This is a genomic window from Lysinibacillus xylanilyticus, assembly GCF_001708185.1.
GTDB lineage: Bacteria > Bacillota > Bacilli > Bacillales_A > Planococcaceae > Lysinibacillus > Lysinibacillus xylanilyticus_A.
Genome location: NZ_MDDN01000001.1, coordinates 733,393 through 747,748, shown reverse-complemented (window position 1 = coordinate 747,748; position 14,356 = coordinate 733,393). Strand labels below are relative to the sequence as shown.

The window sequence follows — 14,356 nt, the reverse complement described above, 5'->3', positions numbered from 1 at the left end:
GAGCGTTCTGTCAGCTAAACTCTGTTGCTATCATTTTCCGGTCTATGGTATTCTTTTATGTAAGAAATGAGGGAATAATATATGAACGAACGACAAGGGCTAATCGTTTACGTCCATCAATTAAAACATGCGAAGTCTCTTCGAAAATATGGGCATGTTCTTTATATTTCTCGGAGGCAAAAATATGTAGTGCTTTATTGCGAGCGAGAGGAAATTGAAACAATGACAACAAAACTACAACGCCTTCCATTTGTGAAAGACGTTGTGAAGTCTTATCGTCCATTCGTTAAAACTGAGTTTGAAAATGCAAAACCAGATAAAGCGAAGGAATATGACTATAAAGTAGGACTATAATATTACACTAATGCTGGAATATAGTGATGAAGTCTCATTATCCCGATTAAGTATTGATAAAATAGTTTTGATTCCGAAAATATAGATGAGTGCTTTATTTCTACAACAACCGCTTTTCGATCTAGTTGTTTAATACTTTCTTCGAACATATTTTGTCGCTTTGAAGGCTGCTCCTCATTAAAAGGGATGCCTTCTCGACAAATATAAATCGGCATGAATTTACTGTCACCGACTGGTTTTAAAGCGACTGCTAAAGAAGCAAACTTTTTTTCTTCTTTTGTGGAGGTTAGTATAAAGGCTTGGTGGAAGCGATCTTGATTTGTTCTCACTATTTCAAGTAGCTCATAAACATCACCATAGCCCTCACCTAATTCTATAAATTGTTGTGGCATAATAATTGCACATCCTTTCCAATACACATAGTATCATGCTGCGGGAGGTCAAGCACATGAAATTTGCAATGAGTTTTTTTTCCATACTAGGACTAATCATTACCGGAACGTTATTTTTCCAGTACCATGCTTATTCATCTGATTTAGAAACAGGAAATGGCGAATTCCATTATTCGCAAGAAATCGAAATTGTCTATCGGGAAAATAGCTTGGATATTCGCCAACATTTTAAAAATTTACCCAACCAAAAGGTGAATATAAAATGGCCAGAAAATGCGGTAAATCCTAGTTGCTTTATCGAAAATGAAAAAAGTTGTGGTCGTTTATCAGAAGAAGTCTCATACTTTAAAAAAGGAGAGACTAAATCGCAATCTGTTTCATACATAATTCCAATTGAGGGTGGCTTAAAAGATAAAATGCTCATCCAAAATGCTTTCGCTACATTAACAAATGGTGAAGCGTCTTATTCTGTTGTACATATTTCAACTGATAGTAAAATTGTTGGTCAGTGGATAACTGGCTTGCCTTTAGTAGGTCAACAACAACTATCACTTGTTAACTATACAATGTTTAGTGGAAGTGGTACAGTTCGTGATATTTATTGGCAAGCGGGTAATCTAAAGGTACAAGAGCAAACCCCTGTGTTATCTATTTATGCACCGGAAGCTATTTCAAAGGATTTCTTAACGTCATTAGAAAATTTACAGTTTTTGAATGAGGAACACGTTGCTATTATTCAAGAGAAGAGTCCAGCGAAAGAACATGATGATCGACTTTTATTCTTGCCAGAACTAACTGAACAAGCTGTTGAGCAAGAAGTTATCATGTCTCAAATAAAGTCACAATATAAGTTTAAAGATTCGCCTACATGGTTGCCGGAAGTTTTGGCATCCTATCTAGTGAAGGATACGATTGGTTCAGATAAAACAAAGGATATTGTGAAGACGTTAAAAGAATATATGACAGCTGATCAAGAGGCAGCATGGCAGGAGGCTCTGAATGAGCTTGGAGAAGAGCCGATTTCTCCTGATACAATGGACAAGCTTTTATCAGAGGTGTTAGAAGCAAAAACGTCTTATTTTAAGTTAAATGCGGCACAAGAAAATGGCACATATCCACTGTTATTTGAGGATGATCGAAGTGTTTACGTTAATGACGTTTTAAAAGAAGATGTTCATGTTATTCTCCATGAAGGACAAGTATTATATACTGCTGATACATTGTTGCCGTATCTAGGCTATACTGCTGGTGAAGGCAAGAATGGGTATTATGTAAATAATGATAATCGCATTTTCCGATTCCCGAACGAGCCTGGATTTTATGTATTCAATCAACGTAGATATTCTACTATTTCAGAACCAATTATTAAAATTGCCAATCATTATTATGTTGAAGAAGCTTGGCTACAACGATTATTTTTAGTAGAATTACAAAAAAGTGATGATCGTATCCAAATTATAACTCAAGAACAACAAGAATAAACATTTGCAGCGGAGGTTTGACTTTCGCTGCAAAAATGTTTTTATCTAAAACTTCCGGCAGATGTCACAGATTTTGGGGTGTGCATGCATAATTCAAAATCTGGATGCAATTACACCAAGGTGAAATTGATATATGGAATTAAGAAAGTATGGTGATTTGAATATATGAGAGTTGTAGCAGGAGAACGTAAAGGGATGCCGTTAAAGGCCATTGCAGGAAACACGACGAGACCTACAACAGATAAAGTGAAGGAATCCATTTTTAATATTATTGGTCCATTCTTTGATGGAGGCATTGTGCTCGATTTATTTGCAGGAAGCGGTGGCTTAGGCATCGAATCTTTAAGTAGAGGAGCCGAGCACGCCGTTTTTATTGAAAAGGATGCAAAGGCGTTCCAAGTGCTACAGGAAAACATAAAAAAATGTCGTTACGAGGATTATTCTGAGCTTTTTCGTATAGATGCGAAGCGTGCTGTGAAAGCGTTGTTAAAACGTGATATTACGTTTAAATTAGTATTTTTAGATCCACCATACCATCATCAAGAGTATTATGACTTAGTGCAGGTACTTGTCGACAATAATAAGATTCAGACGGATGGCATTATTTTATGTGAGCATGCAAAAGAAGTAGAATTACCACAAAGTTTTGGGGATTTTGTATTAAAGAGACAAGAAACTTATGGCGGAACGATTATTTCTGTTTATCTTCATTCAGTGGATGTCCAAACACCTACTGAATAGAGAGACTTAGGCTAAGAGCTTCACATTAACGAAGTGACAGCTACAATTACGCCAATGCGAAATGATCGTTGTGCAGAGGAAGAGGGAGAATAAGTTGTCAGAGAAAATTGCTGTAGTTCCTGGAAGTTTTGATCCGGTGACATTTGGCCACTTAGATATTATTAAACGTGCGGCAGATGTATTTGACACAGTTTATGTTGCTGTTTTAAATAATTCATCAAAGCGACCATTATTTTCAGTAGAAGAGCGCATGGCTTTAATGGCTGAGGTGACTAAAACATTGCCCAATGTACGCATTGAGAGTTCATCTGGACTGTTAATAGACTATGCTAAGGAAAAAAAGGCAAAGGCGATTGTCCGTGGTTTACGTGCAGTTTCGGATTTTGAATACGAAATGCAGATTACGTCGATGAACCGTTTTCTTGATGAAACCATCGAAACATTTTTCATTATGACAAAAAATCAATATTCATTCTTAAGCTCGAGCATCGTCAAAGAGGTTGCGAAATATGGTGGTAATGTCAGCGAACTTGTTCCTGTTTGTGTTGTAGCAGCCTTAAAAGAAAAGTATGATTTTACTAAATAAAATACAAAGAGAGACTGGGACATAACAGCTCAAAACCTTAAAAAGCGTGAGAAATCAATTTTAGAAACTTTGATTTCTCACGCTTTTCTGATGTAATTTTTAAAAATTTTGCTTTGAAAATTTACTTATGTCCAAGCCTCTTTTTTGATGTCTCATGTTAATTAGGAGACGCTGATTTCCGCGGATGAGTGTCGAGCGTATTTCTTCTCTTTCGTGCACTATAGCGAGCCTGTAGAGGAACGAAGAGTAGCCAAACCCTTATGCACCAGTGGCTCAGTGGGCACCTTGAGAAAGCCCCTAGTCGAAACGGAAATCAACCACACGTTATGGTGATGAGCCTTAGTTATTTTAAGAAAAAAAGAGCATAAATAGTGGGTACAATGATTATGCTAAGTAGGCGGAATTTTATATATGGTCGAACGGAAAGCTTGGCTGATTTCGCAATAACAAAAATTTGTAAGTGGATGCTTATACTTTGCATCGTTAACAAGATAACAACTAGTAATGGTAAATATGAAAGATTGGGAAAAGCCGAGACGGTCATTTTAAGACCATTTGTAACTTCGAGAATTGCGGCAATGGAAAGTTCGGCTGTATAGGGAAGTTTGGGTATCAGTGAATCTAAGCCTTGCTGAACAATCGTCTGGATGGTAGTGAAAAAAATTATTGTCGTTCCAACTAATAGTATTGTTGGTGCGGTTTCTTTTATGCTTTCAGAGAATGGTGCTGTATGCAAAGGTGTATTGTGTATGGAGATGCTAGAAGGATCTGTTTTACGAAATAAGAAGTAACCCGTTAGTAAACAACAAATATTAAAACTATGTAGTAAACATAAAAACAACCATCCGAACGTATTACTTTGTAATAAATCGAGGCTTACAAAGCCCAACACGAAAAGTGGACTTGGCGCATGACATACGGCTAATAAAAAATTTGCTTCTTTTGGATGTAGTTGCCCACTGTTTTTTAAGTAAACGATTGTTGTTGCTCCAGATGGATATCCCCCGAGTGCGCTAATAATATAGGCTTGTACGTATAACGAAGCTCTTTTTGTTTTCGTTCGCATAGGAGCCGTTAAACGGAGAAGCCATTGCGTTAAAATAAGATAGGGTAATAAATAAGGGAATAGCGCATCCATAAAAAGGGTTAAACCTAAATCAGTACCATTATGAGCTGTTTGTGGGAATAACAAGAGTAATAGAATAAGAACTATGCAAATCGCTATTTGAATTGTCGCATACATGTTATCATCTCGTTTCAACTTTTTGTCATTCACATAGGCAAATGCTAAAATCAATATATGTAAAAAAGGCAAAAACATGAACGTATGGATTTGCGAGCGTCCTAGGAGGTGTTCTTCTAAATGAAGAAAAAAATTAGTATTTATGCATTGTTAACCGTCTTGATTTGTTTTTTTATGTTATACCGTCTAGACGCTTATATTATGAAACCTGGAAGTGCTTATGATGTCAGTAAATTTGTTACCGTTGAAAATGACCACACGGAAAACAAAGGATCTATGAGTTTAATGACAGTGGCTATGCAGCAAGCAACGCCTTTTTCATATTTGTGGGCGAAAACACAAAAACATCAAAAAATAATGGATATTAGTCAAGTTCGAAATCCATTGGAGGATGAAGAAGAATATAATGTACGCCAGCTTAAATTAATGTCAGACTCACAATTTAATGCAAAGTATGTAGCTTTTCAAAAGGCTGGTATTCAAACAAAAGTTATCTTCAACGGTGTTTTTGTATTAAATGTCCTAGAAGGCGGTGCTTCAGATAATCTATTAAAAGCTGGTGATGAAATTATTGAAGTTGATGGACAAAAAATTAGGAACCAACAAATGCTTGTAGATCTTTTGAAGCCAAAGCAACTTGGAGATAAGGTGACTATTAAATTTATACGTAATCAAAAAGAACAAGAAGAAACGATTACATTAAAGGAAATCCCTAAATCAGAAGAGAAAAGAGCTGGTTTAGGTATTACGTATGCTGAAAGTAAGTCTATTGAAACGGATCCAAAGGTGTCTATGAAAACAGAAGATATTGGAGGTCCGTCTGCTGGGCTAATGTTTACATTAGAAATTTTAGATCAACTTCTCGAAGAAGATTTAACAAAAGGCTATGCTGTTGCAGGTACGGGGGAAATGTTGGTTGATGGCTCCGTTGGAAGAATTGGTGGAATAGACTATAAAGTCATTGCTGCGGATAAAGATGGTATGGAAATCTTTTTTGCGCCAGATGATGAAATTTCTCCAGAAATGAAAGCTAAATATCCCGAGCTTGAATCTAATTATGCTACAGCAGTTAAGACGGCTAAAGAAATTGGTACAAAAATGAAAATAGTTCCAGTTAAAACAGTTGATGATGCAATCGAATATTTAAAACAGTTACCACCGAAATAAAGTTTTATCATCGTAACATGGGGTTGATTTCCTGTGAGCGAGCGTTGAATCGCTTCCTCCGCGCTTTCGCAGGAAAAAACACCCTAATAATTAAGGTGATATCCTTGGCGACATAACAAAGTAGAAGGATTCACACATAGTTTTGTGTATGAATCCTTTTTTTGCTCTTTGGAAGGTGAATGTCGGTAAAAACTTAAAGTTGGTTGATAAAACGTGAAAGTTAGTCGATAAAATTCTGAGGTTGGTTGATAAAGCGTGAATGTTTATCGATAAAAATGAACTTCTTTCAGCTGTCCAAACATCTGCTAAAGAGGAACACTGCCTAAGAACGCCACGTCCAGTGGCAATGACTGAGTGCCCAACATCGTGCCGCTGACACTACGTTAGCGCTTCGCTTTCGCGCAAAAACATCTCTTGGCCCGAGATCTGCCGCGAGTGAAGCGGCTCATCGTACGCCCCTAGGGAAGCGTCTACCCGAACGGAACTCAACCTTCGCTTTGCCCGCTAACTAATTTCATTGACGTAATTGTTTTCTAACAGCAAAAAAGGATGCTAGAAGATTTTCTGGCATCCTTTTGATGTGAATTAGAAGTATTTTTCTTTAATTACTTAAAAACGAATAGGCGGTGTTTGATAATCTTTAGGGAGATTTTGTTCCTTTGCGCCATGTTCTATACTTAAATTGTATACCTCTGCTGCATGAATATCCACAGCAAGCATAGCATTGTCTATAGCTGCAACACGACTGATCAAAGGTAAAGGTATGTCTTTTTTATGCATTCCTAAATAGGCTTGTCCCTCTCTACTCATACCAAGTAAACGAATATTAGAGGGTGCCTTAAAGCTTTGCAGTTGTTCCTTTGTAAATCCAGTATAAATGTGTGTGAGCATACGCTGAAGTCGTGTCCAAGTATAGCGTTTTGATTTAATCTTCTCCATAAAGCTGCTGAATGAATGACTTGTTTTCGCTGCTTTAATTAGAGCATGTTCAATTCCTTCTGTTACTTCAGCGTAGCGAGTAAGTTCCTTAGGTGTTTGCCGAATAAGTGTAAACTGTAAGAAAGGCCAAAAAGTATCCCAACTTGCAAATTTACCGTATTTTCCATGCCAATCAGTTAAATAATCAAACGATGCTTTAGGGAGAACGTCTTGGACACTTTGTAGAGCACTGGTTGATGATAGAGCCTTACGTATTCCTGTGGCACTAGCAATGGATGAACCTTCTTGTAAAGCGTCATGGTAACCCGCAGCTATGCGAGGAATTGTTAAAGGTTTAATCTTACTATCTAATGCCATGGCTGCCTCAATATAATGAAAACCGAGTATATTGTTTGGTTGTGCCAAATCAATGTATGTAGCAGGAAACTTTTGAGAAAGCTGTTCATAGGCATAATGTAGACTTTTAGGATAGCTTGCACCCGTTTTAAGGCTTTCTTTAATAAAAGCGTCATATTCAGTGCGATGATTTTTAATGAGCTGAAACGTATTCATAAAGGGTTGAATGGAACCATCTTCGCTTCCGAAGGCAAAAGAATCGCAACCAATTGCAGATAGTAAGGAAATTGCTCCTTTTGCGAAATCAGTTGCAGGTGCGGTACTATAGACATAAGGTAGCTCGATGACGATATCAACACCACCTGCTAGAGCCATTTGTGTGCGTGTCCATTTATCGACCATGGCTGGTTCACCGCGCTGTAAGAAATTCCCGCTCATGATCGCGATGACTATATCCGCTTGTGCTACTTTTTTTGCCTGTTCCAAATGATAGGCATGTCCATTGTGAAAAGGATTGTATTCAACAACTATTCCGACTGCTTGCATTATTTAAGCCCCCTTTATCAAATTTATTTGCTTTTCGTTCTCAATAAATTTGTTTGCCTGTTGCATATTTAGAACGGTTTGGAGCAAATAAGCTTTTCATAATATATAATTATAGGTGGGTTTTATTGTGGTGACAAGAAATTATCTTGACATCTATTTTTACACATTATATAATCAACAGTGTTGTCTCGAGGTGATTAAACGAATGAAATGGTCAATTCATCAATTATCTAAATACCGCCAAAACGGGATGCCAATCGATGCCTGTGTCCAGTTGGACGAGGTGATGGAGCGAAACCAGGATATTCGAGCAATTTCGCCCGTTCATGTAAAAGGGCTATGTACTTTCGGTGCATCGCAAATGACATGTCAGCTAACTGTGACGGCGACGTTAACACTACCATGTGCACGTACGTGGGAAGATGTTGAGTTTCCTATCGAAGTTGAGACAGTTGAAGTTTTCAGCTGGATTGACGAAGAAAAACGAGGGGAAGATGATGGAGATATTCACTATATTGATGGTGAAGTAATCGACATGAAGCCAGTTCTTGAGGAGATTATTCTTCTTGAGGTACCTATGCAAGTGTTCAAAGAGAATACTGAAGGACAAATGCATGGTGGTAAAAATTGGTCTTACGCAACAGATGAAGACGTTGAGCTACACAAAAAAGCTGACGAACAAAAAGTGGATCCAAGACTAGCTGCATTAGCTAAGTATTTTGATCAAACAGACGAATAGACGATCTGTAAGGAGGTGCCATCAATGGCTGTACCATTTAGAAGAACTTCTAAAACTGCAAAAAGAAAGCGTCGTACGCATTTCAAACTATCTGTACCTGGTATGGTAGCTTGCCCAAACTGTGGTGAAGCGAAATTATCACACCGTGTTTGCAAAGCTTGCGGACAATACAAAGGTAAAGAAGTAGTAAGCAAATAATACAGTGTTTGCTCACTTAAAAGGCTAGTAGAGAGACCATGGCTCTTTACTAGTCTTTTTGTTAGTTCAAAAAGACGGAATCTTTCGTTAATAATGAAAAGATATATAGTACTATAATAATTGTATGATACAATTTATCCATCGGGACAAAGGGGGAAATAGTATGGCATATATAATTGAAAACAAAGAAGGTATTATGACGTTTACGATTAATCGAGAAGAAAAACGGAATGCGGTTAATGATGAGGTGATGGATGGGCTACAAGAGGTCATTACATATATTCGAAATCATGATGATGTACGTTTTTTAGTCGTGACGGGTGCGGGGGATAAATCATTTTGCTCGGGCGGAGATTTATCTGAATTTCATTCGCTTGAAACTGAGGATGAGGCGTTTGGGATGTTAGGTAAGATGGGTGAAATACTATATGACCTTGCAACATTGCCTGTGCCAACGATTGCATTGATAAATGGAACAGCGGTTGGTGGAGGCTGTGAGATTGCGACAGCTTGCGATTTTCGTTTAGTGGCAAGTCATGCGAAGTGTGGTTTTATACAAGGGACATTAGCAATTACAAGTGGCTGGGGTGGAGGCACGTACTTATTCGAACGAGGGTTACGCCATGATCGTGCGATGAAGATGCTGGTCGATGCGAAGCCTTATCCAGCGCAATTACTATATGAAATTGGTTGGGCAATGCGTGTGTTTGAAGGTTCAAAAGAAGAGGCGTTGAATGATTTTATCGAACATATGCGTAAAATTCATCCTTCTGTTCATAAGGCTTATAAAGAAATTGAACTTCGTAAGTGGCGTGAGCGTAATATGTATGAGCGCGTTATGGAGGAAGTTCGAACATGTGCAAAATTGTGGGAAAGTGAAGCTCATCATGAGGCAGTTGCTAATTTCCTAACAAAGAAGAACAATAAATAATGTTTAACGACAGTGATTATAGCAAAACCTAATCGCTGTCTCTTTTTTTTACATCAAGGCGAAATTGATTTCGGTGATTCTATTTTGCTCGCTCATGCATATAGTAGTAAAAAATGCGAGGGTGATAGATTATGGAATTGAAAAAAAGAAAAGATCAATGGACAAAGGAAGACGATGAAAGATTAGCAGAAATTGTGTTGCATAATGTGCAAAATGGCAAAACGCAGCTGGAAGCTTTTGAATTGGCAGCTGTTGAACTAGGTCGTACAAAACAAGCGTGTGGTTTCCGTTGGAATAAAACGTTACGTGGTCAATATAGTCAGTCACTACTAGCCGTGCGAAATCAACCGCAACAATCTATGCGCAGCCATTTGAAATTGGCATTGACAAGTTTTGATGAATTAACAGAGGCCTACCAAACTCTTGAAATGAGGCACCGAGAATTACAAAATGAGCATGAAAAACTAGTGAAGTGGTTGCAACAAGGATATTCTTTAATGAAAGATTAAAATGAGGTAGCAACTCTTGGAAGTTAAAAGTGCTGTAGAGTAAGTTACTTAGAAAAAGTTTGAACTTGAATGAAAACATAATCCCCTAAGTGTTTCAGCAATTATTTATCCCGCATTGACTGACCATAAAAGCCTGATTGGTGTATAATAAAAGAACCTGCATAGGAGGTGCCTTAGATTTATTTCTAAGGCACCTCCTTCTGTAGAGAGGGGCAAAGACAGTGAAAGTCACGATGGTTTGTGATAAGGCTGTTTAGTAGGGTATTCTTTTATTTAGTGTGTCTATTTATAAATGTGGGAGGTGTAGAATGTTGTGAATGTAGCGATTATTGGTGCTGGGGCTGTAGGTCAGTTAACGGCAAGTTTTTTAGTTGAGTCTGGTATCTCTGTAACATTGGTGGCAAGAAGGGAAGGACAAGCGGATGAACTTAATGAAAAGTATTTAACACGAGTGAATGTTGATGGAACAAAAACGGTTCAAAAGGTTGCTGCAACTACGAAAATAGAAGAGTTGCAACAGCAAGATTTAATTGTAATTGCGGTTAAATATGGTCAATTACAAAAGCTTTATGAACAATTGTCTTCATTACCAAGTGCAGTACCCTTGCTATTTATGCAAAATGGTTTAGCACATTTCGATGAAGCACTACGTTTACCACAAAGAAATATAGCTTTTTGTTCTGTGTCATTTGGTGCTCAAATGATAAATCAGTCAACTGTACGACATAGAGGTGTAGGGGTTTGTAAAATCGCGATAGAGCGGGGGAGTAGTGATGCATTTAACGAGCTGTTACAACTTGGGAATTCCTTTTATCCAGTTGAATTGGCTGCTAATGCTGAACAAATGCTATTTGAGAAAGCTGTATTCAATTGCTTGATTAATCCATTAACGGCTGTTTTACAAGTGAAGAATGGAGAGCTAGTAACGAATAAGCAAGCATTTTTATTAATGCAAACTATCTATCGAGAGCTAACGGCTGCTTTTGAAGGTCTAGAACAAGCTATACCTTTTTTGGGAGTGATAGACTTATGTGAAAAAACAGCAAGTAATACATCCTCTATGTTAGCAGATCGGATGCAAGGAAGAAAAAGTGAAATTGACACGATTGTTGGAGTAATACTAGAAAAAGCTCTGGCAGGTGGTCATAATTTGCCTACTTTACGTACTTTATATCACCAAGTACTTGCAATAGAGGAGAGCGGTGAAAGACGTTGAAAGATTTTTTACATATTGTTATTAGTGTCGTTATTTTTTGTCCAATCCTCCTGTTTATGATTGTCTATTTAATTAGTCGAAAGGTTAAATTTCGAGGCACTCATGCTTTTGGAGCAGCATCGGATGTGACGACATTGTGTTTGTTTTTTTCAGTACCACTAGCGATTGATGTACTATGGAATGTTAATGTTAGCGCTCTATTAGTAACGTTAGCGATAATGATGGCAATGGTTTTTACATATATTGATTGGCGAACAAAAAAAGAGATTGAAGTGAAATCGTTACTTAGGAAAATTTGGCGCTTTCAATTTTTGGTACTAAGTACGGCGTATATTGTTGTTTGTCTAATAGGTGTTATTCAATCGGTAATTGAATATTTACAGGCTATCTAAGCATTTTCTTTTCATGTTGAAGCCATAAGCGTTAAAATGATAGCATTATAAATTGTTTTTAATAATAACTCTATATGTGCAAAAAATATTAAATAAATTCCAATGTACTTTAGCGATTGATAACATACTAAGGGTAAATCGCATAATAGTAAGTATTAGAAGAATTTATTTCAAATTTGCTTGTTAGAGTCAGAAGATGATTTAGTGAGTAGAGGAGTTTGTGTTAAATGAAACTGGAGTCAATCCGAGTACCCATAAAAAATCGTTTACTAGCAGATTATTGGTCGCCAAATACTGCTATCCATGAGTTTTTTGAATATGAATATAACGATGAATCTTTTGAAAAACGAGCACAATACTTAGATGAGCATGCGCGTGATCAAAAAGAATTAACGGCCATCATCCGTCGATTTATGGAGCCGCTTGGTATTTCAAAGAAAGCGGATGAACATTTACAGCAGCTAGAGCAAGGGGCTGTTGCGGTTGTCGGTGGACAACAGGCGGGGATATTAACTGGCCCTCTTTACTCGGTGCATAAGGCGATTTCAGTCATTACATTAGCGAAAGAGCAAAGTGTGAAGCTTCAGCGACCGGTTGTTCCTGTTTTTTGGATAGCTGGAGAGGATCATGATTTAGAGGAAATTAACCATACGTATACAGTCCATGGCGCTGACATTAAAAAAAGAGCGTACAGTGAACGTTCGAGACGTAAAACAATGGCTTCCGTAACAAGTATAAACAAAGAATCTATGACACAATTATTAAATACAATTGTGAAAGATATTGGTGAAACAGAATTCACTGAAATACTTATTAAACAATTAGTGGATACTCTGAATAAGAGTGAAACATTTACGGATTTCTTTGCGCGACTCATGAACCAACTATTTGAAGATGAAGGTTTACTGATGATTGATGCGGCAGACTTTAAATTCCGTCAATTTGAGAGTGAAAATTTTACCCACATCATTCGTAATAATGAAGAAATTGCTAGGGTAGTAACGGAGAAGGAAGCTCAGCTAGCAAGTGCGGGTTACGGTGAGCCTATATTGGCAACGGATGAAGCGGCCAATTTATTTTTTGTAGAAGATGGGGAACGTCATCTATTGGAGAGAAAGAATCAGCTATTTGTTAATTTAGCTGCAAATATTAAGGTGTCGCGTGAAGAACTTTTAGAAATTGCTAACAAGCATCCTGAGCAATTAAGTAATAATGTTGTAACAAGACCATTAATGCAGGAGATGACTTTACCTGTGCTTGCATTTGTAGGTGGGCCAGGAGAACTTGCGTACTGGGCAACATTGAAGGATGCGTTTACAGTATTAGGCTTACAAATGCCGATTTTTGCTCCGCGTCTTCATATCACAATTGTCACACGTCATGTAGAACAACTATTGCGTGAACATCATTTGAATGTTGCTGATGTGTGGGATGGGAAAGCATTGCAACTTAAAGAGCAGTTTATTGCTGAAGTACAAGATACTGAAGCGAAGCGTCAAATTCAAATGATGCAACAGATGCTTTTAGAAAAATATGATGAGCTTCGATCTTATTTAGAAGAGCAACATCTTTCGTTAGATAAAATACTTGGGAAAAATAAAGAGAATCATCTTAAGCAATTTGAGTATTTACAGCAAAAGGTTGAACAAACAGTACTTAATAAGCATGAAACGACAATTCGAAAGTTTATGACGCTACACAATGAGTTATATCCAAATGAAGGATTGCAGGAAAGAACTTATAATCCTTATCAATATTTCAATGAGTTTGGACCTGTGTTAATTACTGAAATGCTGAAGCAAAATTATAACATTGGAAACCATCACTATATACTTTACTTATAATTTCTAAATAGTATTTCTTTATACCTAAATAATGATTTAATACAATATAGATTTGATGTGCAATGTCGTATATTAATAATAAGTGGTGAGCTATCCTACTAAGGGTAGCTCTTTTTTTATGTCATTTAGCACAGGTGGGATATTGAATTTAAGGTCTAATTTCGTATTAAATATTTTAATGTCAAGTTTTTTTTAAAAAAAGTGGAGGAAAGTGGGGGGATGTGGTACATTATTTAATAAAGTGGGGTGAATAGCATGTTCATGGGAGAATATCAACACTCTGTTGATGCGAAAGGACGATTAATCGTACCCGCAAAATTTCGTGAAGCCTTAGGTGAAACGTTTGTTGTGACACGCGGACTTGATAATTGTTTATTTGGCTATCCTATGGATGAATGGCGAAAACTCGAAGAAAAATTAAAGGGCTTACCGATGACCAAAAAGGACACACGTGCATTTGCAAGGTTTTTCTTTTCTGGAGCAACGGAAGTAGAGATAGACAAGCAGGGCCGCATTAATATTCCTTCAACTCTTATGCAGCATGCACATCTTGTGAAAGAATGTGTAGTGTTAGGGGTTTCGAATCGGATTGAAATATGGGCGAAAGATGCTTGGGAGACTTACTTTAGTGAGTCTGAACAATCCTTTAATGAAATTGCAGAAAATATGATTGGCTTTGATTTTTAACTTATTAGACGCTTAGGTGTCTGCTGTATATGAAGGTTAAGGCCTGAAGGGAGCG

General features: G+C 37.3%; 16 protein-coding genes. 13 read left to right on the top strand and 3 right to left on the bottom strand.

Going from position 1 to position 14,356, the window contains the following annotated elements; translation table 11 throughout:
• Positions 1-81 precede the first annotated feature (81 nt).
• Positions 82-354, top strand: coding sequence for a YlbG family protein (locus tag BFJ97_RS03680; RefSeq protein WP_068983270.1), 273 nt, complete (start codon positions 82-84; stop codon positions 352-354).
• A gap of 2 nt (positions 355-356) precedes the next feature.
• Here the strand turns inward: BFJ97_RS03680 and BFJ97_RS03675 are convergent, their stop codons facing one another.
• Positions 357-746, bottom strand: a complete 390-nt coding sequence (locus tag BFJ97_RS03675; RefSeq protein ID WP_068983269.1) for a DUF7147 family protein — start codon at positions 744-746, stop codon at positions 357-359.
• Positions 747-802: 56 nt separating this feature from the next.
• Here BFJ97_RS03675 and BFJ97_RS03670 point away from each other — a divergent pair, with 56 nt between their 5' ends.
• From BFJ97_RS03670 to coaD, 3 genes are all read left to right on the top strand, one after another.
• The gene (locus BFJ97_RS03670) at positions 803-2,227 is read left to right on the top strand and encodes an RNA polymerase II (RefSeq protein ID WP_068983268.1); all 1,425 of its coding nucleotides are present in this window, start codon (positions 803-805) and stop codon (positions 2,225-2,227) included.
• 165 nt (positions 2,228-2,392) lie between these two features.
• Positions 2,393-2,968: a 16S rRNA (guanine(966)-N(2))-methyltransferase RsmD gene (rsmD, locus tag BFJ97_RS03665; RefSeq protein WP_068983267.1), complete on the top strand. Its 576-nt coding sequence runs from the start codon at positions 2,393-2,395 to the stop codon at positions 2,966-2,968.
• Positions 2,969-3,062: 94 nt separating this feature from the next.
• Complete coding sequence (coaD, locus tag BFJ97_RS03660; protein ID WP_068983266.1) at positions 3,063-3,554, top strand: pantetheine-phosphate adenylyltransferase; 492 nt, start codon at positions 3,063-3,065, stop codon at positions 3,552-3,554.
• Positions 3,555-3,897: 343 nt separating this feature from the next.
• Here coaD and BFJ97_RS03655 read toward each other — a convergent pair whose 3' ends face one another.
• Complete coding sequence (locus tag BFJ97_RS03655; protein WP_223552794.1) at positions 3,898-4,797, bottom strand: hypothetical protein; 900 nt, start codon at positions 4,795-4,797, stop codon at positions 3,898-3,900.
• Between the two features lie 120 nt (positions 4,798-4,917).
• Between BFJ97_RS03655 and BFJ97_RS03650 the strand changes: the two genes are divergently transcribed.
• A complete protein-coding gene (locus BFJ97_RS03650) occupies positions 4,918-5,964 on the top strand; it encodes a SepM family pheromone-processing serine protease (RefSeq protein WP_068983264.1) in 1,047 nt (348 codons plus the stop codon).
• Positions 5,965-6,573: 609 nt separating this feature from the next.
• On the opposite strand, the gene BFJ97_RS03645 is transcribed toward BFJ97_RS03650, so the two are convergent.
• On the bottom strand, positions 6,574-7,785 hold the full coding sequence (locus tag BFJ97_RS03645; RefSeq protein WP_068983263.1) for a nucleotidyltransferase: 1,212 nt from the start codon (positions 7,783-7,785) through the stop codon (positions 6,574-6,576).
• A 205-nt stretch (positions 7,786-7,990) separates the two neighbouring features.
• On the opposite strand from BFJ97_RS03645, the gene BFJ97_RS03640 reads away from it, so the two are divergent.
• The 8 genes from BFJ97_RS03640 (at position 7,991) to mraZ (ending at position 14,301) form a co-directional block, all read left to right on the top strand.
• Positions 7,991-8,524 (top strand): YceD family protein, encoded by a 534-nt coding sequence (locus BFJ97_RS03640; RefSeq protein ID WP_068983262.1) that lies wholly within the window; start codon positions 7,991-7,993, stop codon positions 8,522-8,524.
• 24 nt (positions 8,525-8,548) lie between these two features.
• Positions 8,549-8,722, top strand: a complete 174-nt coding sequence (rpmF, locus tag BFJ97_RS03635) for a 50S ribosomal protein L32 (protein ID WP_010858320.1) — start codon at positions 8,549-8,551, stop codon at positions 8,720-8,722.
• A gap of 163 nt (positions 8,723-8,885) precedes the next feature.
• Positions 8,886-9,653, top strand: a complete 768-nt coding sequence (locus BFJ97_RS03630; RefSeq protein ID WP_068983261.1) for an enoyl-CoA hydratase/isomerase family protein — start codon at positions 8,886-8,888, stop codon at positions 9,651-9,653.
• Positions 9,654-9,784: 131 nt separating this feature from the next.
• A complete protein-coding gene (locus BFJ97_RS03625) occupies positions 9,785-10,162 on the top strand; it encodes a transcriptional regulator (RefSeq protein ID WP_068983260.1) in 378 nt (125 codons plus the stop codon).
• Between the two features lie 313 nt (positions 10,163-10,475).
• Positions 10,476-11,378: a ketopantoate reductase family protein gene (locus BFJ97_RS03620; protein ID WP_068983259.1), complete on the top strand. Its 903-nt coding sequence runs from the start codon at positions 10,476-10,478 to the stop codon at positions 11,376-11,378.
• Positions 11,375-11,770: a DUF3397 domain-containing protein gene (locus BFJ97_RS03615; RefSeq protein ID WP_068983258.1), complete on the top strand. Its 396-nt coding sequence runs from the start codon at positions 11,375-11,377 to the stop codon at positions 11,768-11,770. Before BFJ97_RS03620 ends, BFJ97_RS03615 begins: the two co-directional genes overlap by 4 nt.
• 227 nt (positions 11,771-11,997) lie before the next feature.
• Positions 11,998-13,614, top strand: coding sequence for a bacillithiol biosynthesis cysteine-adding enzyme BshC (gene bshC / locus BFJ97_RS03610; protein ID WP_068983257.1), 1,617 nt, complete (start codon positions 11,998-12,000; stop codon positions 13,612-13,614).
• A gap of 255 nt (positions 13,615-13,869) precedes the next feature.
• Complete coding sequence (mraZ, locus tag BFJ97_RS03605; RefSeq protein ID WP_068983256.1) at positions 13,870-14,301, top strand: division/cell wall cluster transcriptional repressor MraZ; 432 nt, start codon at positions 13,870-13,872, stop codon at positions 14,299-14,301.
• Positions 14,302-14,356 lie beyond the last annotated feature (55 nt).

Bases quoted from the DNA above. Each gene is read 5' to 3' on its own strand.
- BFJ97_RS03680 (WP_068983270.1), top strand. From the start codon at position 82: ATGAACGAACGACAAGGGCTAATCGTTTACGTCCATCAATTAAAACAT.
- BFJ97_RS03675 (WP_068983269.1), bottom strand. From the start codon at position 746: ATGCCACAACAATTTATAGAATTAGGTGAGGGCTATGGTGATGTTTAT.
- BFJ97_RS03670 (WP_068983268.1), top strand. From the start codon at position 803: ATGAAATTTGCAATGAGTTTTTTTTCCATACTAGGACTAATCATTACC.
- rsmD (WP_068983267.1), top strand. From the start codon at position 2,393: ATGAGAGTTGTAGCAGGAGAACGTAAAGGGATGCCGTTAAAGGCCATT.
- BFJ97_RS03655 (WP_223552794.1), bottom strand. From the start codon at position 4,797: ATGTATGCGACAATTCAAATAGCGATTTGCATAGTTCTTATTCTATTA.
- BFJ97_RS03650 (WP_068983264.1), top strand. From the start codon at position 4,918: ATGAAGAAAAAAATTAGTATTTATGCATTGTTAACCGTCTTGATTTGT.
- BFJ97_RS03645 (WP_068983263.1), bottom strand. From the start codon at position 7,785: ATGCAAGCAGTCGGAATAGTTGTTGAATACAATCCTTTTCACAATGGA.
- BFJ97_RS03640 (WP_068983262.1), top strand. From the start codon at position 7,991: ATGAAATGGTCAATTCATCAATTATCTAAATACCGCCAAAACGGGATG.
- rpmF (WP_010858320.1), top strand. From the start codon at position 8,549: ATGGCTGTACCATTTAGAAGAACTTCTAAAACTGCAAAAAGAAAGCGT.
- BFJ97_RS03630 (WP_068983261.1), top strand. From the start codon at position 8,886: ATGGCATATATAATTGAAAACAAAGAAGGTATTATGACGTTTACGATT.
- BFJ97_RS03625 (WP_068983260.1), top strand. From the start codon at position 9,785: ATGGAATTGAAAAAAAGAAAAGATCAATGGACAAAGGAAGACGATGAA.
- bshC (WP_068983257.1), top strand. From the start codon at position 11,998: ATGAAACTGGAGTCAATCCGAGTACCCATAAAAAATCGTTTACTAGCA.
- mraZ (WP_068983256.1), top strand. From the start codon at position 13,870: ATGTTCATGGGAGAATATCAACACTCTGTTGATGCGAAAGGACGATTA.